This window comes from Nocardiopsis aegyptia, assembly GCF_013410755.1.
GTDB classification, from domain to species: Bacteria; Actinomycetota; Actinomycetes; order Streptosporangiales; family Streptosporangiaceae; genus Nocardiopsis; species Nocardiopsis aegyptia.
Genome location: NZ_JACCFS010000001.1, coordinates 258,339 through 284,413 on the forward strand (window position 1 = coordinate 258,339; position 26,075 = coordinate 284,413).

General features: G+C 69.3%; 21 protein-coding genes and 1 pseudogene. 11 read left to right on the forward strand and 11 right to left on the reverse strand.

Annotated elements, in window-relative coordinates; translation table 11 throughout:
- Positions 1-30 precede the first annotated feature (30 nt).
- The 3 genes and pseudogenes from HNR10_RS01185 to HNR10_RS01195 all read left to right on the forward strand — a co-directional run.
- Positions 31-1,084, forward strand: a pseudogene (locus tag HNR10_RS01185) (tyrosine-type recombinase/integrase); the annotation flags it as partial.
- Between the two features lie 285 nt (positions 1,085-1,369).
- Positions 1,370-2,278, forward strand: coding sequence for an SLATT domain-containing protein (locus HNR10_RS30685; RefSeq protein WP_218897578.1), 909 nt, complete (start codon positions 1,370-1,372; stop codon positions 2,276-2,278).
- Positions 2,278-2,583, forward strand: coding sequence for a hypothetical protein (locus HNR10_RS01195; RefSeq protein ID WP_179820147.1), 306 nt, complete (start codon positions 2,278-2,280; stop codon positions 2,581-2,583). The genes HNR10_RS30685 and HNR10_RS01195 overlap by 1 nt, the downstream gene beginning before the upstream one ends.
- Positions 2,584-2,857: 274 nt before the next feature.
- Here the strand turns inward: HNR10_RS01195 and HNR10_RS01200 are convergent, their stop codons facing one another.
- The gene (locus HNR10_RS01200; protein ID WP_179820149.1) at positions 2,858-4,822 is read right to left on the reverse strand and encodes a restriction endonuclease; all 1,965 of its coding nucleotides are present in this window, start codon (positions 4,820-4,822) and stop codon (positions 2,858-2,860) included.
- Between the two features lie 1,262 nt (positions 4,823-6,084).
- Between HNR10_RS01200 and HNR10_RS01205 the strand changes: the two genes are divergently transcribed.
- Positions 6,085-7,317 (forward strand): pentapeptide repeat-containing protein, encoded by a 1,233-nt coding sequence (locus HNR10_RS01205; RefSeq protein ID WP_246405996.1) that lies wholly within the window; start codon positions 6,085-6,087, stop codon positions 7,315-7,317.
- A gap of 183 nt (positions 7,318-7,500) precedes the next feature.
- Here HNR10_RS01205 and HNR10_RS01210 read toward each other — a convergent pair whose 3' ends face one another.
- The 8 genes from HNR10_RS01210 to HNR10_RS01245 form a co-directional block, all read right to left on the reverse strand.
- Positions 7,501-8,115, reverse strand: a complete 615-nt coding sequence (locus tag HNR10_RS01210) for a hypothetical protein (RefSeq protein WP_179820151.1) — start codon at positions 8,113-8,115, stop codon at positions 7,501-7,503.
- A 48-nt stretch (positions 8,116-8,163) separates the two neighbouring features.
- Positions 8,164-9,015, reverse strand: a complete 852-nt coding sequence (locus HNR10_RS01215; protein ID WP_179820153.1) for a hypothetical protein — start codon at positions 9,013-9,015, stop codon at positions 8,164-8,166.
- 83 nt (positions 9,016-9,098) lie between these two features.
- On the reverse strand, positions 9,099-9,989 hold the full coding sequence (locus HNR10_RS01220; protein WP_179820155.1) for a YwqG family protein: 891 nt from the start codon (positions 9,987-9,989) through the stop codon (positions 9,099-9,101).
- 681 nt (positions 9,990-10,670) lie between these two features.
- Positions 10,671-11,891, reverse strand: coding sequence for an RNA polymerase sigma factor (locus HNR10_RS01225; protein ID WP_179820156.1), 1,221 nt, complete (start codon positions 11,889-11,891; stop codon positions 10,671-10,673).
- Positions 11,888-12,265 (reverse strand): YciI family protein, encoded by a 378-nt coding sequence (locus HNR10_RS01230; RefSeq protein WP_179820158.1) that lies wholly within the window; start codon positions 12,263-12,265, stop codon positions 11,888-11,890. The genes HNR10_RS01225 and HNR10_RS01230 overlap by 4 nt, the downstream gene beginning before the upstream one ends.
- Before the next feature lie 25 nt (positions 12,266-12,290).
- Positions 12,291-12,872: a dihydrofolate reductase family protein gene (locus HNR10_RS01235; RefSeq protein WP_179820160.1), complete on the reverse strand. Its 582-nt coding sequence runs from the start codon at positions 12,870-12,872 to the stop codon at positions 12,291-12,293.
- A gap of 195 nt (positions 12,873-13,067) precedes the next feature.
- Complete coding sequence (locus tag HNR10_RS01240; protein ID WP_179820161.1) at positions 13,068-14,513, reverse strand: DEAD/DEAH box helicase; 1,446 nt, start codon at positions 14,511-14,513, stop codon at positions 13,068-13,070.
- 239 nt (positions 14,514-14,752) lie between these two features.
- The gene (locus tag HNR10_RS01245) at positions 14,753-14,956 is read right to left on the reverse strand and encodes a cold-shock protein (protein WP_179820163.1); all 204 of its coding nucleotides are present in this window, start codon (positions 14,954-14,956) and stop codon (positions 14,753-14,755) included.
- A gap of 295 nt (positions 14,957-15,251) precedes the next feature.
- On the opposite strand from HNR10_RS01245, the gene HNR10_RS01250 reads away from it, so the two are divergent.
- Positions 15,252-15,404 carry a hypothetical protein gene (locus HNR10_RS01250; RefSeq protein ID WP_179820165.1) on the forward strand — a complete coding sequence of 51 codons (153 nt, stop codon included), beginning with the start codon at positions 15,252-15,254 and terminating at the stop codon, positions 15,402-15,404.
- A 31-nt stretch (positions 15,405-15,435) separates the two neighbouring features.
- On the forward strand, positions 15,436-16,935 hold the full coding sequence (locus HNR10_RS01255; RefSeq protein WP_179820166.1) for a hypothetical protein: 1,500 nt from the start codon (positions 15,436-15,438) through the stop codon (positions 16,933-16,935).
- Between the two features lie 220 nt (positions 16,936-17,155).
- Here HNR10_RS01255 and HNR10_RS31610 read toward each other — a convergent pair whose 3' ends face one another.
- The gene (locus HNR10_RS31610) at positions 17,156-20,332 is read right to left on the reverse strand and encodes a BTAD domain-containing putative transcriptional regulator (protein WP_179820168.1); all 3,177 of its coding nucleotides are present in this window, start codon (positions 20,330-20,332) and stop codon (positions 17,156-17,158) included.
- Between the two features lie 105 nt (positions 20,333-20,437).
- On the opposite strand from HNR10_RS31610, the gene HNR10_RS01265 reads away from it, so the two are divergent.
- The 4 genes from HNR10_RS01265 to HNR10_RS01280 all read left to right on the forward strand — a co-directional run bounded on the left by HNR10_RS01265 (position 20,438) and on the right by HNR10_RS01280 (position 24,013).
- The gene (locus tag HNR10_RS01265; protein ID WP_179829459.1) at positions 20,438-21,196 is read left to right on the forward strand and encodes an SDR family oxidoreductase; all 759 of its coding nucleotides are present in this window, start codon (positions 20,438-20,440) and stop codon (positions 21,194-21,196) included.
- Between the two features lie 103 nt (positions 21,197-21,299).
- Positions 21,300-22,190, forward strand: coding sequence for a LysR family transcriptional regulator (locus HNR10_RS01270; protein WP_312889029.1), 891 nt, complete (start codon positions 21,300-21,302; stop codon positions 22,188-22,190).
- A 108-nt stretch (positions 22,191-22,298) separates the two neighbouring features.
- Positions 22,299-23,384 carry an S-(hydroxymethyl)mycothiol dehydrogenase gene (locus HNR10_RS01275; RefSeq protein ID WP_179820169.1) on the forward strand — a complete coding sequence of 362 codons (1,086 nt, stop codon included), beginning with the start codon at positions 22,299-22,301 and terminating at the stop codon, positions 23,382-23,384.
- Complete coding sequence (locus HNR10_RS01280; RefSeq protein WP_179820171.1) at positions 23,381-24,013, forward strand: MBL fold metallo-hydrolase; 633 nt, start codon at positions 23,381-23,383, stop codon at positions 24,011-24,013. Before HNR10_RS01275 ends, HNR10_RS01280 begins: the two co-directional genes overlap by 4 nt.
- A 75-nt stretch (positions 24,014-24,088) precedes the next feature.
- On the opposite strand, the gene HNR10_RS01285 is transcribed toward HNR10_RS01280, so the two are convergent.
- Positions 24,089-24,544 carry a GlxA family transcriptional regulator gene (locus HNR10_RS01285; RefSeq protein ID WP_312889030.1) on the reverse strand — a complete coding sequence of 152 codons (456 nt, stop codon included), beginning with the start codon at positions 24,542-24,544 and terminating at the stop codon, positions 24,089-24,091.
- 9 nt (positions 24,545-24,553) lie between these two features.
- Between HNR10_RS01285 and HNR10_RS01290 the strand changes: the two genes are divergently transcribed.
- Positions 24,554-25,897, forward strand: coding sequence for a DUF6010 family protein (locus tag HNR10_RS01290; RefSeq protein WP_312889031.1), 1,344 nt, complete (start codon positions 24,554-24,556; stop codon positions 25,895-25,897).
- Positions 25,898-26,075 lie beyond the last annotated feature (178 nt).

Sequence of the window (26,075 nt, forward strand, 5' to 3'; positions counted from 1 at the left end):
CTTCAGGACCTTGCTCCCGGCCACACCGCTGACGCTCCCCCTGGCACCCGGGGATCCTACGGCGGCCACATCCGCACGCACCTCGTCCCACACTTGGGCCGGCGCAGCTTGGACAAGCTTCAGGCCCGCCACGTCGAGGCGATGTTCGCCCAGATCGAGGAGACCAACATCCACATCCCGGAGTGCCGCGAGTCGGATGATGCGAAGGTGAAGGTGTCAGTACGCGGCCAGAGGGTGATCTCGCTGTCCACGAAACACCGCATCAGAGCGACATTGCGCAGTGCGCTGTCGGACGCGGTGCGTCGTCCACACCTGCCGGTGTCGATGAACGTCGCCTCGCACGTGCGGCTCCCCTCGTACCCGAGGGTCAAGCCGATGGTGTGGACCCCCGAACGGGGGCGCCAATGGAAAGCGGACGGGACGGTGCCGGGAGAGGTGATTGTGTGGACCCCGGAGCAGACCCGTGCCTTCCTGGCCCGCGCCCGCAAGTACCGGTGGCTGTATGCGATGTTCCACCTCATCGCCGCCAAGGGCCTGCGCCGAGGAGAGACGATCGGGCTGCCCTGGTCCAACACGAGGCTGACGGACGGGCAGGTCGATATCCGCGTCCAGGTCGTCCAGCTTGCGTGGGAGACGGTGACCACGACGCCGAAGAGCGCGGCGGGCCAGCGCACCATCACCCTCGACCAGGACACCGTGAAGGTGCTCAGGGCGTGGAAGAGGTTCCAGAACGAGGAGCGCCTCAAAGCAGGCACGAGCTGGACGGATACGGGGCTGGAGTTCACCCGTCAGGACGGGGGCGGGGTGGCATCCGGCGCAGGCCAGTGACTGGTTCCTACGGATCTCCCGCGCGGCGGGGTTGCCGCCGATCACGTTGCACGGGCTCCGCCACGGTGCCGCCTCGCTGGCGTTGGCCGCGGGGTCGGACGTGAAGGTGGTCTCCGGGGAACTCGGGCACGCGACCGTCCACTTCACCCAGGACACGTACCAGACGGTGTTCCCCGACGTCGCGAAAGCGGCGGCCGAGGCCACCGCGTCGCTGCTGCGCGGCGCGTCGCTCCCGGCGAAGGCACCGGTGTCGTAGCCGGACCGGTGAGCACACCAGGAGCTATACGGCCCTACAGGCCCCAGGCCAGAGCACGGGTTCACCCCTGTTGGCCTGGGGTTTCCTCGTGCCCGAGGGTGTCATCCCATCGGATCAAAGGTCTCCTGGTGATGTGCGGTGGCTACCTCACGCATGGAGTCCGTAATTCATTGCTAGTCCGAAGTTGGCCACATCTGGCCATGGGAGATATACCTCGGACTGCGCGTGGTAAAAATATTGGGTTTCGAACTTTTTAAATAGACTTTGAGTTCACTGGGGTGCTTGGTGGCTGATCTGGTGCGAAGGGGAGATGCTAATGGCGAGGAGGAGAAGAAGAAAAAACTTATCCTTCAGAATCAAAGAATTATTATTCTGAGGTCGCTTATAGACCGATCGAGGCAGCGATCTCGGTATAGCTACCTTTGTATTGGGCTTGGAATACTCCTCTTGCTTTCTAGTTCTTTGGCCTTCTTCGTGCTCGGGCGCAGCCAATTTTCCCTAGTTGAGATGGTGATGCTTGTGGTAATTTCGGCAACCCCTCTCGCTTACGGATCTTTTTTGCGAGTCTATCCTGGGGTTTCCTCCTTGGATATCTCTAGTGACCTCAGGGGGGAAATTGTTGTAGGAGAAAAGAAGGGGCATGGATGGAAGGATAGATGGAATACGGAGGAGCTTGAGCTCGGATTGCAGGTGCTAAGGGAAAACCGCAGGCTAGAAGCGAGGGGGGTAGCTCAGCAAGTTCATGATCGACGCGCAGCCTACAGGGAAGATGCATTGATTTATACTGAAGAGCTGCGCTCCGAAAGTAGATTTCATTCCAGAGTTAATTCTCTGCTTCAAGTTGTCGTTATTGGGGGGTCTCTTCTTGGGTCAGCTCTTGCTGGAACTTCCCTTTATCTAGATCAAAGCTCGATATGGTTTATCGGTACCAGCCTTGCGGTGGGAATGTCATCCGGGGTTGCGGGGTACTTCAAATTCAAAGAGAAAGGTTTTTATGCCAAGCAAACGGCCGATTCGATCGAGCATGAGATTGAAGCCTTCGATGTGGGTCTAGGGAAGTACTCCGGAGACCCAAATAAGGTCGATGATGATCTTGCGGTCTTTGCAGAAGAAATTCACAGGCTTAAGTTGGATCAAAGAAAGAGGGAGCAGAATCTCGACCAATCGTCCACTGAAAAGGAGGAAAAAGCGTAATGTTTCGATCCTCTGTTCAAATCATTTTCTGGTGTTCTCTGGCTCTTCTTGCTGTATCCGGATGTGCTGCAACCTATGATGAGAGGCTTGATTATTTGGAAGAATCAGCGCAGCGTGGAGTCCAAGTTCATAAGATGTTCCAAGGGCAAGGAGTTGAAATTAATGAAGAAACTTGCATCAACGCCCATGTTGCTTTGAATGATGACATTCCAAGCGATATAAGTGGAGGGTCTCCTCCTAGTGATGAGTGGGAGGGGTTGGTTGAAGAGGCTTTCGTGAATGCTTGCACTTCTGGTAGTTACTGAGGTTACTGCGACAGAAAGCATTTCGGAAGACCGCAGTCGTCGCCGACAAAATTGCACAGGCTCCGGCTCGAGGTCGATTTCCCTCTCCTTGGCTCCGGGTATGGGCCTGAAAGGTGTCCAGCGAACCTGAGTACCGAGAGGCGTGCGGTCATACCGATCGCAGTTCAATCTGCGAGTTCACTCCTGCTGGCCTGAGGTTTCCTCGTGTTCGAATCCGTGGCTGATCGAACAAAAATCCCCGTCGGTGGATGCAGCGAGCCGTAGTATCCTGCTGCTACTGATCCGTTCCTAGTGTAGTAAGGGTACATGCTAGCGATCGGAGCTTTGAGGTGACGAGTGTGGGAGAATCTACGAGGTGAAAGGCGTCACCGCGTGCCCCTGTCCCGACTCGGCTTACAGAAGCAATCAAAGGGTGCTCAAGAAGCTGAAGGACATCCTCGATGTCTTTCCTCGCTGGCCGTGGGTCTATCTCATCTCGCACAATGAGATAGATCTGATCAGGAGACAGGGCTCGATTGGTGACTTCGTCTGCCTCGCGGGCTTCCTGAGCTAGGACCGCTACCACATGTGCCAGGAGTGCTTGTCTGCGCTCGGCCTGTGCCCAAGCGCTATCTAGTTCGCGGCGAGAACCAGGAGCAGGATCGACCAGTTTAATGAAGGACACAGCCGAGCGTGGCGTGCGTTCATGACGATTCAGAAGAGCAATGAGCTCGTCCACAGTTACGAGCGAGACGTGGTTCTTCTCCGCACGTGCCCGGACGCGCCCCGAATCGAAACTAGGGCCAACAAGTGCAACAAAATCGGCATCATACTGCTTCTTATGTTCACTAAGAGTATCAAAGGACACTGATCCTTCGTTGACGGTTCCGTTGCGAGCGGCCTTAGCATCGATGATTACCCGTACTGGTTTGAGATCTGGGCCATCGACAGTAGCTAGTACGTCCGTCTTTCCACCTCCGCCGATATGCCGAGACTCGAACCCAAGTAGGGTGAAGGCATCTGCCACTGCCTTCTCGAGCCGAAGAGGGTTTTCTGACGCAGTTGAGGCGTCCTTGAGTTCCTTGGAGAGGATAAGTGCTGGGGACTCGACCCGGCCTCCTGGCTGCACCTCCAACGTTTCAATGGAGGTGTCATCTATATCAGTAGGCGCCTGAAGAGGGAAAGCCTGTGCGACAGCATCCCCCAAGGGAGTTGACTGATAACGCCAGTTTGCCCGCTCATAGATGAGTCCGGCTGCCTTGAGGACCTGCATGCGGGTCCTGACGCCTCCGACGTCCACACGCTGCAAGCCATAGTGGTCAACGGCAGCCTTTGCAAGCTGAGGCGCTTGATCAAACTCAGAGAGGAGGGGGATAATCTCGAGAAAGAAGAGAACTCGGCTATGCAGAAGGAGCGCTAGATTTAACGCGGTCGGGTTCTCCAGCCAGGCTGTGGCCGACGCTGTTGGTGAGTAGACATTGAAGCCCGTCTGTTCGACCAGTCCTGACCTGGTAAGTGTAGTCAGTATGGCGCCGAATGAGCTTTCTGATACGCCAAAGGTTTCTTGAGCGTATGCGAGCAGGTCAGCACGCGAGATCTGCGGTGAGCAAGCGTTCACAAGTAGAGTCAAAGCTTGCACCACGTCCGTGTCCCCGTTTCCACGCGGGATGTAACCCAGGACCGGCATGCGTAGGCCCAGGATTTCGGGGGTCAAGGCGGTCAGAGCGTCCGCAATGGCCTTGGGTGGCTCTTGGATAGTCACCTGAGTCGGCATGGAGTAGGGCACGGCGTTCGGTCCACCGAGTTGCAGGGTTAGTAGATGCTCGTGGCCCTTATCGGTGAGGCCAATGTGCGTTGATGTCTTGTACTCCACCAGGCCGAGGCAGGTAAACCATGTGATTCGCCGACGGGTCTGGTCTGGAGTTCTCCACTCCAGTTGGTAGTTGCTTCCGGCCGCCTCCATCAGTTCCCGGACAGTCCTGGGATTCTCACGAAGTTCATCCAACAACTCACCGACGTAGCGCACATGCCGATGAAATACCGCAAGAAGATCAGAAGCCTGCCCGGAATTCAACCACGCGCGTGCCTGCTCAGAGACTGAGAGATGACTCCGGTCTATGTGGCCCACCAGACCCGCCGGAGCGATCTGCTTGACTGCATCCCGCAGGGTCCGCTCAACCCCGTCTCCGAGATCGATTACCTCCGTCGCTACCCCGTTTTTCTCATCGACAGCTCTGAGGAGTATCGCAAGTGTCTCCATCTGTTGCGAGCCACCTCCAGGGAGATATGGCATGGATGAGATGCGAGAAGCCCATGGCAGAGGCACAATCACGTCCTTCGCTTGCGAACCTTCTTCCATCATTGCTCAGAGCCTCCGCCTCACAGAACCCTGCCGGTCGCTGAACGTCTCCGGCACCACACCGGCGTGCGTTCCCTTGAACCTCGCTAGATACATTGCCTATAACACCGATTGTGGCCCTTCGCAGCCTGTGGGGGCAGGGGTTTCGGCAGAATCGGCCGTATCCGGCCGTGAGGGCGACAGCGGGTACCCGGGGACCAACGGCCCCACGTGGCTGTGTCAGGGCGATCGTGGGGCGCTGGTGGGCGGACATGGGGCACCCCGGGCGGGGCCACCCAGGGTCACGGGAGGGCAAAATGCTCCGCGAGGTCCTCGCCCACCTGTACTGGACCTTGCACTGGGGAGCACACACGGAGCATTTCAGGGCCCCAGACGGGCCTCGTGCCTCGTCTGTTCGACTCGAACACTCCGTCTGACCTGGGGTTTTGTGGCGCACCCGGCAGGATTCGAACCTGCGGCCATCGGATGAGAAGTTCGCTGGTTACGTACCGTTCCGTATCACTACATACCGTTTCATGCCACCCCGTCTGGTCCGTGGTGTCGTCTGAGACCGTCAGATGCCGCCTGGTGTCGTGTCAGTACGGAACTGAGGAGCACGAACGGAGCACACACGAGTGAGGGTGGCGTCCGATGGCACTTCGCGAGGCTCTCGCCGCGCGGCCGTTGAGGCTCTTTGTCCGGAAACTTCGAGGCCTCACGGTCAGCTCGACCTTGAATGTGCTGGGGAGCACCTCGGCCGTCGCATTGTCGTAGGAACCGGCCACAGGCGGGTCACGGGATCGGATGTGGCCAGATCCGGCAACCCGACCGACTCGGTGGTGACAGTTCGCTACGGTGCCGCCATGATCCCAGACGGCCAATCAGATTGCCCCGACCCGCCACCTCGTCCACGTACCTTCCTGGCTTCGGTCCGCCGTGCTCTGGCGCGCTTGGGCAACACCTCGGCCGCTCTGGTACGCGAGCACCCGTATCGTTCGGGTCTCCTGCTCACGGGCACCACCGCCATCGTGGCCACAGGCGTTCCGCTCGCAGCCCCGGTCTGGCGGGCATACTGGGCACTGCCTCGTGCTGGGTTGGTCACCGTCTGCGCGGTTGGATTCATGCTGGTCGGTGCCGCTGTCGTGGGACGGGCACAACTACGCATGAGGACAGAGCGTGCACCGTTGGGCGCCTTGATCCCCATGGCGTGGGCCGTGGTCATCAGCGTGGTGACCGCACTGGCCGCAGGGGCGTGGTGGCTCATGGGCGCGCCCACCCTGGTACGACCGAACCAGCTGACACCAGGCACCCTGGACGCCATCGCGACCCGCAGCTTCGCTGTCGTCGCCGGGCTGGGTGCTGCGGCACTGCTCGTGATCTCCTACCGCCGCCAGCACGCTACCGAAGCGGAGGGCGAGCGTGAAAATACCAAGCTGTTCACCGAACGGTTCACCGTGGCCACCGCCCAGCTCGGCGACGCGGAGCCCGCGATCAGGCTCGCAGGCGTCCACGCGCTAGCCAACCTTGCCGACGACGCACCTGAGGGCAAGGACGAGCTGGTGCAGATGGTGGTCGATGTGTTGTGCGCCTACCTGCGCATGCCCTACGAGCCGCTACCCAAGCCTTTACCCGACGATGCCGACCCCGAACTGGCGGAGACCCGCCGCAAACGCGAGTTGTGGTTCGCCTCTCTTCGCGAGGTCCGCCACACCGTCATCCGCATTATCGGCAACCACCTGCGCACCGACACCCGTTGGCGAGGTAAGGACTACGACTTCACCGGTGTCTCCTTCGACGGCGGCGAGCTGAAAGGTGCCCGGTTCTCCGGAGGCCGGGTGTCCTTCGAAGGCGCCCAGTTCGCCGGTGGGCAGGTGTCCTTCGAGGGAGCGAGTTTCTCCGGAGGCCGGGTGTCCTTCGAAGGCGCCCAGTTCACGGGCGGACAGGTGACCTTCTCCGACGCTGAGTTCTGTGGTGGACGGGTGTACTTCACCAGCGCTGAGTTCGGCGGCGGCGACGTGCCCTTCGCTAGTGCCAGGGTCACCGGAGGCCTGCTGGATTTCACCGATGCCCGGTTTACCGACGGGCAGGTCTACTTCATCGGGACTGACTTCTCCGGCGGTCGGGTGGACTTCGACGGCACCCGGTTCACCGGCAGTGAGGTGTATTTTGTTGGCGCTGAGTTCGCGGACAACACGGTTTCCTTCCACAGCACCAGGTTCTCCGGCGGCAATGTGACCTTCGCCGACCTTGCGTCCGGAATGCACGACGCAAGCGGGATGTGCCCCGAAGGTCTGTTCGAGGCGGTCGAGCGAGGAGAGCCCGGAGTGGTAGAGCTCTCCCCGTTGTGGGCGTCCGCTGCCGACAGCGGTGACTGCTCACCGTGTCTGGGTACCTCGGTCGAGGACTCTGAGTCTTGAGGGCTGGTGTGTGCCGGGATCGCCTCCGCATGACTGGGTGGTCATCAGTCCTATGACTGGCTGGTCATGGGCTTACGGGCGGGGCCTGGCCACAGTGGGCGCATGGATGGATTCGAAGAAGGTACCCGTCGTCTGACGGGACCGAGTACGGGCCGTTGCCGCGATGGTGGCTGACCTGCTGACTCAGGAGTTGGAGCCGGAGCACTGGGGGTTCAAGGCCGCGAGATTGAGCGAGGTCGCCGCTTTGGGGATCCCCGTGCCTCCGAGCTCTACCTCTCGAGAGAGCCCTGGTAGGGATCCGGTCAGGAAGCCGAACACGAGGGTGTCGCTGCCTTCGACGCAGGTCTCCTCGATATCCGCCCTCCAGTGTTCCCGGGCTGTTGCGAGCAGGGAACGGCTTGGGCCACCGAGCCCGGCCAGGAAGGGGGCACGGGCGTGGACGTGATCGGCGATCGCGCAGCACAGACGGACCTGGCCTCGGGTGCGGGCGAACCCCGGCCAGGAGTGCAGATTCAGCGCATCCTCGACGAGTTCCAGCGCAGCCGCCTGTGCTGCGCTGGTGCGTTTTTGCGCGATCTGGAGCAGGAGCGGGGCCGCTGGCACGGCTGCGGGGACGACCGTTCCGCTGTGGTCATGCATAATTCCTCCCGCCGCCAGGTGGGATGCCGCTGACGCCGCCTCTGTGCGCCCCCGGGCGCGGGCGAGGTCGTGAAGGCCTTCCAGGGCGGCTTCGGGGCGGTAGTAGTCCGTGGGGCCGGGGACGGAACACCAGTCGATGGCTTCGATCGCATCGATCATGTCGGCATTCTCCTGCCGTGTCCGCCTCACGTCAGCTCGTGCTCGGAGCTACTGCATGACGGTGTGCTGGGGGTGGTCCGGAGAGGTCGGACAGTAGTGGAGACCGAGGGAGTAGCCGCGGCTGATGACCAGTCTTTCCAGTCCGCCTGGTTCCATGCTGTCGATCTGGAGCAGGAGTTCCATGGGGGTGCCGCAGTCACATTCCACCGGGAAGGGGTCGGTGAGGCCCCATGGCTGGAAGCCGCTGAACTTCATCCCCGGTCGGTGGGCGACGTCGTCGAAGTAGCTGGGCCTGGGGATCACGTGTCCGGTTTGGGGGACGTCGTTCTCCCATTCCTCGATGCGGTCGGCGAGCTCTTCGGGGAGGAAGGCGTCGGAGGGGTAGTCGGTGATCTCCTCGATGGCCAGGACCCAGGGCGGGAGCATGTAGTCCCTGGCGCAGGTGTGGGGGTAGGGCTGTTCTTCAAGGGGTCGCAGGTCTGCGGTGTCGTGCCGCCAGCGCAAGGTGAGCCAGGGGGTGTAGCCGTGGCCGTCGGCGTCCGGTGGCTCAGGGTGGTAGCTGGGGCGCCACAGGACCTGGAGGAGTTCAGCGTTCCCGGGAAGGGTGCACCCGTCGGTCAGGTCGCTGGCGGAGAGTTGGAGGACCGGGTGCAGGGCGATGGGTTCGTCGAAACGGCCCTCGACGGCACCATCACGGAGGCCGTAGCCGTAGTGGGGGAGGTCGCAGGTGGGCCAGGGCTCACCTGTAGGCCACAGAAGCGAGCCGCCGACCGAGCTGTCCTCGGGCTTGGGATCTCCTAGGTGGGGGTGGAGCAGGAGCGCGGGTTTTCCATGCTCGCGTAGTTCGGGGAACGCGGTGAGGAGCTGGGCGAGCTTCGTCGCGGGGGTGGAGTGGGGCATGTGAGGGGATTGACGGTGGGGGATGGGTAGTGGCCTGGTCAGATGAGCGCTGGTCAGTGGCGTGTGGTCGGGGTGCGGCGGGTTCAGGAGCAGTCGAACCAGTGGTCGGTGGGGCGGTCGGGGCAGGACCGGCACTCGAAGATGTAGATCCCGCCGGCGTCTGCCAGCATCAGCCCGGCGGGGTTCTGCGCCGTCCGGGCCCGCTCGCAGTGCCATGGCTCCTCTCCGGCGCTTGGCCGGTCCTCCACAGGGAGCCAGGTGCGCCACTCTGTGCCGCCGTACTCCCAGCTGGAGACGGTGAGGAGGTGGTCCATGGTCTGCTCGCACCAGCCGCACTCCGGCCACACCGGGTCCTGGGTCCAGCCCGGATAACCACCGATTTTGATACCGGGCGCGGCGGAGAGGTGGTATTCGTAGCCCCAGCCGGTTTCCCGCTCCATCCGGTCGAAGCGCTCGCTCAGGAGGTCGTACAGGTCCGGCGGGAGATCCGCGCGAGGGTATTCGCTCACCTGTTCGGGATGGACCGCGCAGGGGTCGGGGATGTACTTCTCCGATGCCTCGGCGTGCGGCGAGGGAGTGCGTCCAACCTTGTGTACGTCGCGTGAGTCGCGCCAGTACACCCGGGGTAGAGGGCAGAGCAGTTCGCCGTGGTCGTAGGGGCACCACAGCACCTGGAGGAGGTCGTGCCCCGAGGGGAAGGGGGCGTCGGGTGCGTGGGTCCGGTGGAGCTGGACTACGGGGACGAGTTTGACTTCTCCTTCGTAGGGTTCTTGGGTGTCGCGGTCGTAGTGCTCGCCGTCGCAGACGGGCCAGGGCTCGTCCTGGGGCCACAGGAGCGGTCCTCCGACGGAGCTGTCATGGCTGGAGGGTCGGCCCGGGCGGGGGTGGAGGCGTACCGTCTCCCTGCGCCAGGGGCGCAGCTCGGGAAACTGCTCCTCGATGTTGACCGGGCGGGGCGGGGTGCGGCGGTTCACAGAGGTCTCCGGGGGTGCGAGTTGTGCAGGTGATAGGGGACTCTAGGCTCCATAACCGACATCCCGCCGCTCGGCCTTGGGTCGAACAGGGGGCGGTCTCCTACAGCGGCTCCCTGTGGCGGGAGAAGTGCTCGCTGGTGGACTACCTCCTTCGAGCGGTCGGGGACGCGACGCGTCTGCCCTGGCTGGTCGAGGGTGTGGCCCGTGATCCAGCGGATTCGCGACATGGGCCGCCAGGCGGTGGGCCTGTGGCGTTGTCGTCGGGTACGTGGGCGGCTGTCGTGCCGACCGGGGCGGGCACGGCCGGGATCACCTGTGGCGCGGCGGCTGCGGGCCGTTGGTTGGCGGATACGGGGCGTCCCAGGGCGGGCCCGCAGGGTCACGGGATGGCAAAATGCTCCGCGAGGTGGCCCTCCACCTGTACTGGACCATGTAGTGGGGAGCACACATGGAGCATTTCAGGCCCGGATCCGGGCCTCCCGCCTCGTCTGTTCGACTCGTGCACCCCGTCTGAACTGGGGTTTTGTGGCGCGCCCGGCAGGATTCGAACCTGCGGCCATCGGATGAGAAGTCCGATGGGCGCGGCCCCCTGGTCAGGGGCCTCACCAGCGTGTCTGGGTATGCCGGGAGGGCCCGCGCGCGGTGAGCGGCGTCCCAGGCCCGGGGGCGCTGGGCCGGCCACTACTCCGCCGGTGCCTCGACGCGCTGGTCGAGGTAGGCGCGCACGGCCGGGTCGGTGGTGAGCGCCGCCGCGGCCGTGTGGGCCGCCGCGGCCTCCTGCGGCAGGCCCAGCCGCGCCAGCAGGTCGCCGCGGGTGGCGTGGTAGGGCTGGAACCGCTCGCGTTCGGCCGGGAGGGCGTCCAGCAGAGCCAGCCCGTGCTCCGGTCCGTCCGTGCGGCCGACGACGGCCGCCTGTGCGACACGGGCGCCCAGGCTCGGCGCCACCGCGACCAGGGCCGTGTACAGGGTGCGCAGCGCGGGCCAGTCGACCCCTCCGGTGCGCCGCCGGTCGCAGTGCACGGCCTGGATCGCGGCCTCCAACTGGAAGCGGCCCGGGGCCCGACCGGGGCGTTCGGCTCGCCGCAGGTACTCCTCGCCGCGGGCGATGAGGCCGCCGTCCCACCCGGCCGGATCCTGCTGGTCCAGTGGCAGGTAGGCGCCCTCGGGCGCTGCCCGTGCCGAGGACAGTGCCACCAGCGCCGCCAGCGACCAGGCCTCGGGCTCGTCGCCGAGCAGGGTGGCCGTCGTGCCCGCCAGGTACAGCGCCTCACCGGCGAGCGAGTCCCCGTCTGCCCGTCCGGGCCCCGCCAGGGCGTAGCAGCCGTAGACCGCTTCGAGCACGGGCGGCAGCCGTTCGGGCATGGCCTCGCGCCCGGGGACGGCGAAGGGGATCCGGGCGTCGCGGATGCGCCGCTTGGCACGCACCAACCGCTGGGACATCGCACCGGCGGGGACCGCGAACGCCCGCGCGATGTCGGCGGAGTCGAACCCCAGGACGGTCTGGAGCATCAGCGGCGTGCGCGCGGGCGCGGCGATCGCCGGATGCGCGCAGACGAACAGCAGGGCCAACCGCCGCTCCGGGATCGCGTCCAGGTCGAATTCCTCCAGGGGCGAGACCGCGTCCGCGCCGGTGTCGGTGGCGGCCTCCATGGGGTGGTTGCGGCGGTGCGCGGCGGACTTCCACAGGTCCCGCTGCCGGTTGCGCGCGACCGTCAGCAGCCAGCCCTCCGGGTTGTCCGGCACGCCGTCGCGCGGCCAGGTGGTCAGCGCCTGCTCGAACGCCTGGGCCAGGGTGTCCTGGGCGAGTTCGAGGTCGCCGGTCGGGGCCGCCAGCAGTGCCACCAGCCGACCGTAGGAGGTGCGCGCGGTGCGCTCGACGACGGCCGCCGGCGCCCCGGTCATGTCGACGGCACCCACGTCCCGGCCTCGGTGTGCACCGCGCCGGGCCGGATCTCGACGGTGCCCCACGACGCCGGCGGGGCCTGCCGCGCCCAGTCCAGGGCGGCGTCGAGGTCGGGGACGTCGATGACGACCACGCCCCCGAGCTGCTCCCTGGTGTCGGCGAACGGACCGTCCTGGATCCGGGGCTCCCCGTCGACCAGGGTGAGCGTGGTCGCGCTGGTGGACGGCTGGAGCACCTGGCCGCTCACCAGGACCCCGGCCTGCTCCAGGGTCGCGGCGTAGGCGGCGAAGGCCCGCATGCCGGCGGCCATCGCCTCCTCGCCGATGGACTCGCCGGTCTCCTCGGCGTAGTGGAACATCAACATGTAGCGCATGGCGCCCGCCCTCCGAGTCCCGCGTTCACTTCGTCCGGTAGCACGCGATGACGACGCCGGTCGTGGACGTCACCGACTCCTCCAGCACGAGGTCGGTGCGTGCGCCGGCGCCGAACAGCCGGGTGCCCGAACCCAGCACGATGGGGTGGATCGACAGGACGTACTCGTCGACCAGCCCCGCCGCGTGCAGGGACCGCACCAGCTCGCCGCTGCCGAGCACGGTGATCGTACCCTCGACGTCCCGCTTGATCCTGTTGACGGCCTCGGCCACGTCACCGCTCACCAGGGTGGAGTTGGGATGGGCGAGCTCGGTGGCCGCGTCGCGCGAGACGACGTACTTGCGCCGGCCCACCAGGGCCTCGGTGAAGGGGTTCGGATCTGGCACCGACGTCCAGTGGTCCAGCAGGTCCTCGTAGGTCCGGCGTCCGAACAGCAGGGCGCCCGTTCCCGCCATCCTCGAACCCACGAACCGCCCGATCACCTCGTCGGCGAAGCCCTCGCCCCACCCACCGTGCTCGAACCCGCCGCGGGTGTCCTCGTCAGGGCGTCCCACGCCCTGCACGACGCCGTCCAAGGTGAGGCTCTCGAAGACGCTGATGGTTCCCATGGTCCTGCTCCTCGTCTCGTGTCCTGCCGGGCCGCGGTGTGCGGCCCGACATGGTGATGACGAGGCGGAGGGGGCGCGACAGACACCCGGGACGAAAAAACCGGGGTCCGGGAGCGAAACACTCCCGGATCCCGGTCAGGCGTCAGCGGCCCTCACCGCGTCACGGCCGTCGCCGCGTCAGCGGCCACCACCGCGTCAGCGGCGCGGGCGCCTGCGCGGTCCGCGCGAACCGGACCCGCGCGGTCCCGATCCGAACGGCGCCGAGCCGTGGCGCCGCTCGCGGGAGGCACCGGAGGGCACGGAGACCGGCACGCCCGAGGGCTCGCGCGCCCCGGTCACCCTGGCCAGCTCCGGGTCGGCGACGTCCACCCGCAGGGTCTGCGGCTCGATCCGCGCCCGGCTCATGAGCCGGGTCATGTCGCGCCGCTGGTTGTGCAGGACGAGCGTGACCACGCTGCCGGACTCCCCCGCGCGGGCGGTGCGGCCGCCGCGGTGCAGGTAGTCCTTGTGGTCCGTGGGCGGGTCGATGTTGACGACCAGGTCCAGACCGTCCACGTGGATGCCGCGCGCCGCCACGTTCGTGGCGATGAGCGCGGTGACGTCGCCCCGCTTGAACTGGTCGAGCGTGCGGGTCCGCTGGGGCTGGCTCCGTCCGCCGTGCAGCGGCGCGGCGAGCACGCCGTTGGCCAGCAGGTGGTCGGCCATCCGGTCCACGGCACGCTTGGTGTCGAGGAACATGATCACCCGGCCCTCACGGGCGGCGATCCGGGTGGCGATGTCCTGCTTGTCCATATGCGTCACGTGCATGACGTGGTGCTCCATGGTGGAGACGGCGCCCTCGGACAGGTCCACCGAGTGCACGACCGGGTCGTTCAGGAAACGACGGACGAGCGTGTCGACGTTGCGGTCCAGAGTCGCCGAGAACAGCATGCGCCGGCCGCCGGCCGGAATCTGCTGGAGGATGGCGGTGACCTGGGGCATGAAGCCCATGTCGGTCATCTGGTCGGCCTCGTCCAGGACGGCGGACTCCACCTGGTCCAGGACGCAGTCGCCGCGCTCGATCAGGTCGCGCAGACGGCCGGGGGTGGCCACCACGAGGTGGACGCCCTGGCGCAGGTTGCGGGCCTGGCGGTGGATGGGCATGCCGCCGACGACGGTGGTCGCGCGCACTCCCACCGACCGCGCGTAGGGGTCGAGCGACTCGGTGACCTGCTGGGCGAGCTCACGGGTCGGCGCGAGGACGACGGCGAGGGGGCGCCGGGGCTCGGCCGTGGTGCCCTGGAGCTTGGCGAGCAGCGCGAGCCCGAAGGCCAGCGTCTTGCCGGAGCCGGTCCGGCTGCGGCCCAGGACGTCGCGTCCGGCCAGGGCGTTCGGCAGGGTCGCCGCCTGGATCTCGGACGGGGTGGTCAGACCCTGGCGGGCCAGGGTGCGCTTCAGCGGCTCGGGCATGTCGAGCGCGTCGAAGGAGTCCACCGGCGGCAGTGCCGGGGTGACCGTGGTCGGGAGAGCGAACTCGCCCGAGGGCCCTCCGCTCCGGGGGCGCCCGCCTGAGTGGGAGCGCTGGGGAGCGTGGGGGCGTTGCCGACCGAAAGCCCGTGAGGGACGGTTGCGGCTTGTACCTGTGCGGTACGGCTGACTCATGTAATGGGGCCTTTCGCCGACGGCGCTGGCCGGGCGGGAGGCCTTCTGGCCTCGCAGGGGGAAACCGGGTACGCCGGAGGAAACAACTCGGATGACCGCACCGGGCCGGAGTGTTCCGGGGTGCGGGGGTCGCCGGTGCCGGTCGGTGAACGACGGCGAGAATCCGGCGGAGCACAAGAAAAAGCGGTGGGCCCGGCACCCGAAGGGCGGGCACCACCGCTGGAGGAGTGCGAACTCCCCTAGATCAGGGTGATGTTCTCGGCCTGGGGGCCCTTGGCGCCCTGGGTCGCGTCGAACTGCACAGCCTGGCCCTCGGCCAGCTCACGGTAGCCCGTGGCCTGGATGTTGGAGTAGTGGGCGAAGACGTCGGGGCCGCCGCCGTCCTGCTCGATGAAGCCGAAGCCCTTTTCGCCGTTGAACCACTTGACCGTACCGGTCGCCATATGGATACCTCTCGTTCGGAGCATGAAGAAAACCGCGGATGACGATTTTCCGTCACCGCGGTGATCTCCCGAACGGATCGAAGTCCATCGGGGGTCACAACTGCAACTCCCTGAAACTTAGCACAGGAAAATCGTCCCGCACGGATTTTCCGGTGTGTCGAAGGACACCGGCGGGTGTGGTATCGAAACAGGGGAAAAACGTGTCGGGACCGGACTTTCGCCGGATTTCCCGCGCATGGGCGGATGTGGGCCGTCGGCGGGCCCGGCCGCGGAGCCGGTGCCAGGAGGGGGTGCCATGGACGAGGCACCGGGCGAAGCGGGACACCGGGTTCTGGCGGGGCAGGCGGGTCAGGACGTCCTGGCCGGGGTCACGGTCGGTGACGTCCTCGACCGGGAGCGGCGACGGCCCACCCTCTCGCTCCGGGATGTGCCCTCAGGCGCCCGGTGACCGCGCGAGGGCCTGTGCCAGGATGCGGACGATGAGTTCCCGAACCCCCGAACCTCCCGAGTCCCGCGAGCACCCCGATTCCCCCGAAGCTCCGGGGCCCGCCCTGGCCGCACTGGGCGCCCTGTTGGACCGCTCCCTCCTCCAGATCGCCGACGCCGCCCGCGACGCGCGCACGTTCGACCGTGAGGCCGTCCGGGCCCTTTCCGACCTGTGGGACAACAGCGTGCTTCCCCTGTTCCGCGCCGCGACGGGCAGCACGAGCGCGGAGCGGGAAGAGCGGGCCCGCGCGGCGTTGGCGTGGATGGTGCGCCTGCGGCCTGGGCGCTGGAACTGGATGGTGGAGCAGGGCGCGGTCGCCGGGCACCGGATCGACGCACTGGTCGACCCGCCGCTCCAACGCTTCGACCAGCCCCACCGCGACTACCGGGACGTGGTCCGCCCGGCGCCCTTGACGTTGACTCCGCGCACGGTGACCGGCCTGGCGACGGACCTGGCGGCCGACTACGCGTTGGAGACGGCCACCGTCCGTCATGTCGAGATCGAGCGGGTCGGGACGCGCCTGGAGGGCTTCCTCATCCTCGATCTCGTCCGCCGCTACGCACCCGAGGAGCGGGCACTCCCGGTCCCCGCCGAGTTCCACGTCACGCTGAAGGATCTGGTCGAGGTGGACGTGGACACCCGGGCGGCACCGGGACTGCGCTTGGACGGCGGCGCGGGCGGGGTCGAGGTCGGTCTGGGCGGCTCAGGCAGGCCGGGCGTGCTGCGGGCCCGGACGGGATCGCTGTGGATCCGCGACTCGTCCTGGCATCTGTCGAGCGCCGGCCGCCGGGCCGACGCTCTCGTTCCACCGCGCGAGTCCGGGTCGCCGGTCGTCCAGGGACCGGAGGAAGGGGAACTGGAGGGTGACGTACGGCGCGCGGCGACCTTCGTGGCCCGGGCGATGCTGCGGATCCGCATGGTGCGCGTCCCCACGGAGGTCGCGCACGTGCCGCTGACGGCGTACTGCCGTGCACTGGAGGGGGCGGGGCACGACATCCTGGCCGCGGGGGCCCTCCCGCCTCCGGATCGGGCGGCCGCCTTCCGTTCGCTGGTGGCCGGATGGCTGCGCCGCGGGGGCACCGAGTTGATGCCGCACTGGCGTGTGCTCGTGCCCGGTGTCCCGGACCTGGCGCGCGAAGTGCGGGACGAGCTGCTCGGGGACGCGTCCGAGTCCGCCCCGGCCACGGAGGGGAGGGCGACCGGCCTGCCGGAACGTGCCGAGGTGCGCATGGTCTCCTCCACGGCGGAGAGCGACGGCCTGAAGAGTCGCCGTGAGGCCTCCGCCCTGGTGCACCTGGCCGTCCCCGGGCCCGAAGGGGCACCGTGGCGGATGCGTGTTCTGGAGGCGCGCGATCCCGGTCGGCTCCGGGTCCGCACCGAGGGGTTCGGCGGAGCCGTCCGCGTTCGCGTGGAGGGAGGGGACCGGGAGACCCTCGTGGCGGGCGATGACGCCCTGACCCTGGACGCCCGTTCCTGGGACGGCCTGTCCTGAGTCCGAGGCCGGCGAACACCCGGAGGGCGGCTGCGGCTCCTCACGCGCCCCCGGCCGCGATGGAGCCCCACTGCGAAGAGGCGGGCGACACGGAACGCCGCCGGTCGCGGCCCCGCACACCGACACGGCCACCGCCATGCCCGATCGCGCACCCCGACGCAGTGTTCCCACTCCAGCGACGCGACGCGGCGTCGACGGGAGGCCGAACGGCGGCCGGGCGTCAGACGCCGCTCCGCTCCAGGCGGGCCACCGCGCGGTCGACGTCGAAGCGCTCGGCCGCGATGAGGGGCGCACCGACCTCGTCGCGCAGGGCCGCCGCCCGCTTGAGCAGGTCCTGCGCCCGATCGCGGTCCCCCGCCAGGGCGTGGGCACCCGCCAGGCCCTCCAGTGCCAGGGCGACCGCGCGCGGGTCGCCGCTCGCCCTGGCCTCCGTCTCGGCCTCCGTGTGCAGGCTCAGGGCACGGTCGGCGTCGCCGCGCTGTTCGGCGGCGTAGCCGAGCTGGGTGAGGATGAAGGCCAGCCCGACCCGGCCGGAGGTCCGCCGGTTCCAGTCCAGCCAGCGGCGCAGCGACCGTTCCGCGCGGTCCAGGTCGCCCCGGCGGCGGGCCACCAGGGCGATCCCGGCATCGGCGAACTGCTCCCCGACGGCGTCGGACTGCTCGGCCGCCAGCCGCTGGGCGCGGGTGAGCAGGACGTCGGCCAGGTCCAGGTCGCCGGTGAGCATCGCGATCCTGCCGAGCCCGGACAGGGTGAGCGCGGCGCTGCTCCACAGCCCGAGTTCCTCGGCGATGCGCAGTCCCTCGCGGTGGTGTTCGGCGGCGCCCTCCAGGTCGCCGAGGGCCTCGACCGCCTGGGCGAGGGTGTCGGAGGCGCGGAGCAGGCCCCACCGGTCGCCGAGGCCGCGCAGGGTCTGTTCCCCCTCCCCCGCCAGGCGCAGGGCCCCGGCCAGGTCGCCGCGCAGGAACGCGGCCTGGCCAAGGGTCACCTGGACCTGGGCTCGGGTCCAGTCGTCGCCGGCCGCCACGGCCGCGGCGTGCGCCCGTTCCACGCGCTCGGTGGCCAGGCGCAGGTCGCCGAGCGCCCAGCGGGTGTGTTCGGCCAGCCACGCGAGGCGGGCGCGGGTGACGGGGTCGGCGATCGCGTCGAGCGCCCGTGGCAGGTCCGCGCTCCTGCGTCGGTCGTCCTCGCTCGCGGGTACGGCCAGGGCGGCCCGCCACACGCGCGCGGCGGCGCGCAGGGTCGGATGCCCGGCGGGCAGGGCGAGGGCGGTGTCCAGGTCGGCCCGTGCCCGTGCGGTGCGTCCGCGCAGGTAGTGGTGCCAGCACTGGGCGGTGGCGATCCGCAGGGCGAGGTCGGTCCTGGCCCCGGTCGCCGCGAAGTCCAGGGCCGCGCGCAGGTTGGCGGCCTCGCAGTCCAGCCGGTCGAGCCAGTGGGCCTGGTCGGCGCCGCGCAGGAGGTCGTCGGCACGTACGGCCAGGTCGGCAAAGTGGTGGGCGTGCCGGTCCCGGGCCTGGTGGGCGCGCCCGGACTCCTCCAGGCGTTCGATGGCGTAGGCGGCCACGGACTCCAGCAGGTGGTAGCGGGTGCCGGTGGGGTGTGCGGTGGCGGTCACGAGCGAGCGGTCCACGAGTGCGCCGATCACGCCCAGGACCGCGGTGGCGGGCACTGCGGGGGCCGGGGCGGTGGTGGGGGCGGCGGGATCCGGGACGGCGAGGCCGGCGCCGTCGAGATCGGGAACCGCGGCTGGAACGGGGCGGGGATCGGCGCAGACCGCCTCGGCGGTGGGCAGGTCGCAGCCGTCGCGGTGCACGGCCAGGCGGGTGAGCACCGTGCGCTCGGTGGCGCCGAGGAGTTCCCAGCTCCAGTCGATCATCGCTCGGAGCGTGCGCTGGCGCGCGGGGGCGTCACGGCGGCCCGCGTCGAGGAGGGTGAAGCGGTCGTCCAGGCGGTCGGCGAGTTCGGCCGCGCTCATGTGGCGCAGCCGGGTCGCGGCCAGTTCGAGCGCCAGTGGGATGCCGTCCAGGCGTCGGCAGACGGTGGCCACGGCCGGCGCGGTCTCCGCATCGAGGGTGAACGACGACACCGCCGCCTGGGCCCTGGCGACGAAGAGCCGAACCGCTCCGGAGCCGGCGAGTGTCGCGGGGTCGTCGGCGCCGGGCGGTGGCGGGGACAGCGGGGGGAGTGCGTACAGGTGCTCGTCGGCGAGGTCGAGTGGAGCCCGGCTGGTGGCCAGGACCGTCAGGTCGGGGGCGGCGCGCAGCAGGTGGGCGACGGCGTCGGCCACGGGTTCGACGAGGTGCTCGCAGTTGTCCAGGACGAGCAGGGCCGCACGGCCGCGCAGGAGGTCGGCGGCCTGGTCGAGCGGGTCGCCGCCGCGCTGGTCGTCACGGACGCCGAGAACGGTGGCCAGGGCGGTGGCCGGGTCGCCGTCGGCGGTGAGCGGCGCCAGTTCCACGAACCAGACGGCGCCCGGGCCGCGGTCCCAGGCGTGGCCCGCGGCCAGGGCCATGCGGGTCTTGCCGACGCCGCCGGGCCCGGTCAGGGTCACCAGCCGGTGCTCCCGCACCAGGGCGGTCAGCAGGTTCAGGTCCCGCTCACGGCCCACGAGCGCGCCGGTGGGCGCGGGCAGGTTGCCCGTGGGGCGGGTCGGTCGCGGCACCGGGTCCAGGGCGGGGTCCTGGGACAGGACGGCCCGGTGCAGGGCGACGAGGTCGGGCCCGGGGTCCACGCCCATGTCGTCGGCGAGCCGCACACGCAGCCGGGCGTAGGCGGCCAGTGCCTCCACCTGGCGCCCCGATCCATAGAGCGCGCGGATGTGGGCGGCGTGCAGGCGCTCGCGGTAGGGATGGTGCCCGGTCTCGGCGGCCAGCTCGGTGGCCAGCGCGCTGTGCTCCCCCGCCGCCAGGCGGGCCTCGGCCAGGTCCTCCAGCGCGGTCGCGCGTCGCTCCTCCCATCCGGCGACGGCGGCGCGGACGTGGTCGGTGTCGGCGAACTCGGCCAGGGCCGGGCCCCGCCACAGCTCCAGGGCGCGGGCGAGGTCCTGGCGCGGGTCGGTCGCGTGGGCGGCCCGCTCCAGGAGGGTGTCGAAGCGGATCGCGTCCACGTCCTCGGTGGCCAGGGCGTAGCCGGGCGCGCGGCGGCGCAGGAGGGCGCGCGCCCCGGGTTCGGCGCGGTCCAGGACGCCGCGCAGCTGGGAGACGCGTGCCTGGAGCACGGGCAGCGGCTTGGCCGGGGGCCGGTCGCCCCACAGGTCGTGGACGAGGCGGTCGGCGGAGACCGTCGCGCCCCGGGCCAGGAGGAGGGACACCAGCAGGGCCCGGACCTTGGTGTCGCGGACCTCGACCGCCCGGCCCCGGTCGGTCCACACCGCGAGCGGCCCCAGCACCCCGAAACGCATGCGCCCACGGTAGCGGGCCCGTAGGAAAGCCGTGGCGGTGGCGGGCACCGTGGGCGTCATGAGGGAGCGGCCACCGGGCCGTGCCGAAGGACGAGGAGTCGCATGATGGGTGTCTACGAGGGCAAGCGCGCCGTGGTGATCGGTGGAACGCACGGGATGGGGCTGGGCGTGGTCGAGGACCTGCTCGCCGGCGGAGCCCGGGTTCTGCTGACCGGGCGCAACGAGAAGAACCTGGAGGAGCTGCGCGGCCGGTTCGGACCGAACGTGCACGTGGTGCGGTCCGATGTGACGGACCTGTCCGACATCGCTGTGCTGGCGGAGACGGTCCGCGAGACGCTGGGCGGAATCGACTTCCTGCACGTCAACGTCGGTACGTCCGAACTGGCTCCGTTCGACCAGGTCAGCGAGGAGTCCTACGACCGGATGTTCGCGGTCAACACCAAGGGTGCCTTCTTCACCGTGCAGCACCTCGCCCCGCTGATCGCCCACGGCGGTTCGATCGTGTTCACGACCGCCACGAACACGACGGTGTCCGAGAGCATGAGCGTGTACATGGGCACCAAGGCCGCGGTGCTCACCTTCGCCCGCGTGCTCGCCGCCGAGTTGCTGCCGCGCGGGATCCGGGTGAACGCCGTGGCACCGGGCTTCATCGACACGCCCACCATGGGCGTGGCCGGGATCACCGACGAGCAGCGCGCGGAGTTCATGCGCATCGGTGACGAGGCGACCCCCATGGGCCGACACGGGACCGTCGCCGAGATCGCCCGGGCGGTGCTCTTCCTCGGGTTCGAGGCCACGTTCACGACCGGGATCGAACTGACCGCCGACGGTGGGCTCGGGATGGGGCTGAATCCCGCCATGTGACGGCCTCCGGGAGCGCGGGACGGCCGGCCCGCGGGCCGCGCGGGCGCGGGGCCGCCGCCGTCCCGCGAAGAGGCCGGGCCGGGGAAGCCGTAGTCTGAGCCGCGTGGAGCTACGTCAGTTGCGGCACTTCGCCGCGGTGTGCGAGGAGCAGCACTTCACGCGCGCCGCGGAGTACCTCGGCATCACCCAGTCCGGCCTGTCCGCGTCGATCCGCGCCCTGGAGCGCGATCTGGACGCCCAACTGCTGCTGCGCACCACCCGGCGGGTGACCCCCACCCCGACCGGGCGCCTGCTGCTCGCCGAGGCCCAGCGCATCCTGGCCGCCGCCGACGGGCTGCGGGAGCTGGTCGCCGACGACCAGAGCGTGCGGGGGACGCTGTCGCTGGGCACGGAGCAGTGCATGGGCGTGGTGGAGGCGGTCCCCCTGCTGCACCGCTACCGGGCCCTGCACCCCGAGGTCGCGCTCAACCTCCAGCAGGAGGCGACCGGGGAGCTGCTGGCCCAGGTGCGCGCCGGCCGGCTGGACGCCGCGCTGGTGGCGGGCACGCTGCGCGAGGGCGAGGGGGTGCGCGTCCTGCGCATCACCGAGGAGCCGATGATGCTGCTGTCGGCCTCCGACCACCCCCTGGACTCCGGTGACGTGCTCACGCGGTTGGCGCACGAGGAGTACGTCGACCTGCACCCCGGGTGGGGCGCCCGCGACTGCGCCGACCGGGCCTTCGCCGACTTCGGCATCACGCGGCGCGTGGCGTTGCAGGTCAACGACGTCTACACACTGCTGGACCTGGTGCACCGGGGCATGGGGGTCGCGGTGGTCCCCCGCCCGGTCCTGGACAAACCGCAGGCGGACGGTCTGCACAGCACCGCTCTGCCCGGCGGGACCCGGTGGGCGGTGGGCCTGGCCCTGCCCGGGGGAACGCGCCCCTCCGCCGCGACACGGGCCTTCGTCGACCTGCTGCGCGCCGAGCATCCGATTCATGAATCGGATTCCTGAATCCCAGACCTCTCACATGTTGGACATGTTCACTCGCCGTAGTGCATGGTGATGCCCCGGGCGACGCGACCGGCGTCGCCGGCAGCCACGTGTTGGGAGCGCCTGCCCATGCCACAACGAGTATCCGGAGTCATCGCCCGGGCCAAGGGAGAGCCCGTCGAGGTGACCACGATCGTCGTCCCCGACCCCGGTCCCGGCGAGGCCGTCGTCGCCGTCCAGGCCTGCGGGGTGTGCCACACCGACCTGCACTACCGGGAGGGCGGTATCAGCGACGAGTACCCCTTCCTGCTCGGGCACGAGGCCGCGGGCGTGGTGGAGTCGGTCGGCGAAGGCGTCACCACCGTCGAGCCCGGCGACTTCGTGGTCCTGAACTGGCGGGCGGTGTGCGGTGACTGCCGCGCCTGCCGCAAGGGCAGCCCGCAGTACTGCTTCGACACCCACAACGCGCGGCAGCCGATGACACTGGAGGACGGCACCGAGCTCTCCCCCGCCCTGGGCATCGGCTCCTTCGCCGAGAAGACCCTCGTGGCGGCCGGGCAGTGCACCAAGGTCGACCCCGCCGCCTCCCCCGCCGCGGCCGGACTGCTCGGCTGCGGTGTGATGGCGGGCATCGGCGCCGCCGTCAACACCGGCGGTGTCGGCCGGGGCGACTCGGTCGCCGTCATCGGCTGCGGCGGTGTGGGCAGCGCCGCGGTGGCCGGGGCGAGCCTGGCCGGGGCGTCGCGGATCATCGCGGTCGACCTGGAGGAGCGCAAGCTCGACTGGGCCCGCTCGTTCGGCGCGACGCACACCGTCAACGCGCGGGAGCAGGACCCGGTCGAGGCGATCCGCGAGCTCACCGGCGGATTCGGCGCCGACGTGGTCGTCGAGGCCGTGGGCCGGCCCGAGACCTACGAGCAGGCCTTCTACGCCCGCGACCTGGCGGGCACGGTCGTCCTGGTCGGCGTGCCCACCCCGGAGATGCGCCTGGAGCTGCCGCTGCTGGACGTGTTCGGACGCGGCGGCGCCCTGAAGTCGTCGTGGTACGGCGACTGCCTGCCCTCGCGCGACTTCCCCATGCTCATCGACCTGTACCTGCAGGGACGGCTGGACCTGGACGGGTTCGTCAGCGAGGAGATCGGCCTGGGCGACGTCGAGGCGGCGTTCGCCCGCATGGAGCGCGGCGAGGTCCTGCGGTCGGTGGTGCGGCTGTGAGCGGCGCGCGCGTGGACCACACGCTCACCAGCGGGGTGTTCACCCTGGACGGCGGGTCGTGGGAGGTCGAGAACAACGTCTGGCTGATCGGTGACGACGACGAGGTCGTGGTCGTGGACGCCGCGCACGACGCCGGCGCGATCCTGGCGGCGGTGGACGGCCGCCGGGTGGTGGCGGTGGTGTGCACGCACGCCCACAACGACCACGTCAACGCAGCGGTGGAGGTGGCCGGGGCCACCGGCGCGCCCGTTCTCCTGCACCCGGACGACCGGGTGCTGTGGGACATGACCCACCCGGACCGGGCGCCGGACGGCGCGCTCTCCGACGGGCAGTCCGTCAAGGTCGCGGAGACGGAGCTGACCGTGCTGCACACGCCGGGGCACGCGCCCGGCGCGGTGTGCCTGTACGCCCCCGAGCTCGGTGTGCTGTTCAGCGGCGACACCCTGTTCCAGGGCGGCCCGGGGGCGACGGGACGGTCCTACTCGGACTTCCCGACCATCATCGAGTCCATCCGTGACCGGCTGCTGACGCTGCCGCCGGAGACCGAGGTGCACACCGGCCACGGCGGGTCGACGACCATCGGCGCGGAGGCGCCCCACCTGGAGGAATGGATCGACCGCGGTCACTGATCACTCTCGGTCGAGGGTGCCGGCCCCGCGTGAGATGAGCGGGCCGGTCGGCGGAGGCGCTCCCCGCCGACCGGCCTACCGGTGTCCCTGGAAGGCACGCCGGTAGGCCTGCGGGCTGGTTCCGGCCACGCGCCGGAAGCGGTCGCGAAAGGCGGTGGGCGAGCCGAAACCGACCCGTTCGGCGATGCGCTCGACCGGGTGGTCGGTGGTCTCCAGCAGGTGCTGGGCCTGGTGGACGCGCTGCCGGTGCAGCCACTGCAGCGGCGTGGTGCCGGTCTGCTCCCTAAAGCGCCGCGTGAGCGTGCGCGGGCTGGTGCCCGTGCGGACGGCGATCTCGGCGACGGTGAGCGGGCGGTCCGCGTGGTCGGCCATCCAGCGCAACAGGGGTTCGAGCCGCGATCCGGCCGGGGTGGTCTCCTGGCGGCGGACGACGAACTGCGCCTGCCCGCCCTCGCGCTCCAGTGGCATGACGGACAGCCGGGCGGCGTCGGCGAGCGCCTCCAACCCCCAGTCGGCCCCTTCGCACGACACCTGAGGAAGGTGCTGGGGCTGTGGGAGTTCGCCTTCGTCTCCGTGGCGACCTACTGCGCCTGCCGCGGCCTGGAGTCGTGGACCTTCATCGGGATCGCCTGGCTGCTCCACACCGCGTGGGACGTGCTGCACCACCTCAGCGGCGATCCGATCGCCCCCTTCGCCGAACACTCCTCCCTGGGCTGCGCGATCTGCGACCCGGTCATCGCCCTCTGGTGCCTGACCGGCGGCCACTCGGTGACCGACGCCCTGCGCGGCCGCCTCTCCCGGTGGCGCGGGCGCCGGCACCCGGATCGCGCCCCGGCACCGGAAAAGGAGTTGCCGGCCGCCCCGCGGCGGAGTAGAACCGGATGGCCGGGCGCCCATGAGGGGCGCCCCGACAAGGAGTGTGACCCGATTCCGACCACGCCCGACCTCACCGTGCGGCCGCTCTCCGGTCCCGGTGAAATCGACCTCTTCAGTCGGCTGTCCTACCTCCTGGACCACGAGCTCGCCGACGACTTCGCCACCGGGCGGCGGCGCCCCGAAAGGACCTGGGTGGCCCTGCGCGGCGACCGCCTCGTCGCCCGCCTGTCCTGGTGGAGCCCGCCGGGCACGGACGCGCCGTTCGTGCTCGACCTCCTGGACGTGGACGACACCCTGCCGGACGCCGTGGACGTGGGCGTCCACCTGCTGCGCACGGCCACGGCCACGGTGGTACCCGACGGCGTGACTCCCCCGGAGTACTACCGCTTCGTGCCGGGCGACTGGCACGAGGACCGCGCCGCCGGTGACGTGGTGCGCACCCGCGTCGCCGTGGTGGAGCGCCTGGGCGCCCGACTGATCGCGGAGCGGCTGCGCTTCGAGTGGCGCCCGGACGCACCCCTGCCGGCCACGAGCGGTCGGCTGGCGTTCCGCGAACCGAAGGACACCGAGGAACTGCTGTCCCTCATGACGTCGGTCATGGAGGGCACCCTGGACGCCCACGGGCAGGCCGACGTCGCCAGGATGGGCCCACGGAAGGCGGCCGAGCTGCACTTCGAGGGGGAGATCGCCCACTATCCGAGCCCTCGTGAGTGGTGGCGGGTGGCCACCCTGCCCGACGGCACACCGGTGGGCTTCGTCTTCCCGGCCCGCAACGAGTACAACGCGATGATCGGCTACATCGGCGTCGTGCCCGCACACCGGGGCCGCGGCCACATCGACGACCTGCTGGCGGAGGGCACCCGTGTCCTGGCCGAGCAGGGCGTGCCCCGGATCCGCGCGGCCACCGACCTCGACAACGTGCCGATGGCCGCCGCCTTCACGCGGGCCGGGTACGTGAACTTCGAGCGCGTGGTGAACCTGACCTGGGAACCCGCCGGGACCGCCTGAACCACGGCGGCGGATGACCTGATCCCGCACCCGCCCGTCGAGCTGGTGTGGGATCGCGCCGTGGCCGCGCGAGCCGCGGTGGCGGGGCGGTCGCCCCCCGGGGGGCCGCCCGGACGGCTCCTGGTATGCACCGATCGCGCCGCCCGGGGAACCGGGACAGTGTCCAACGGAGGGTGTT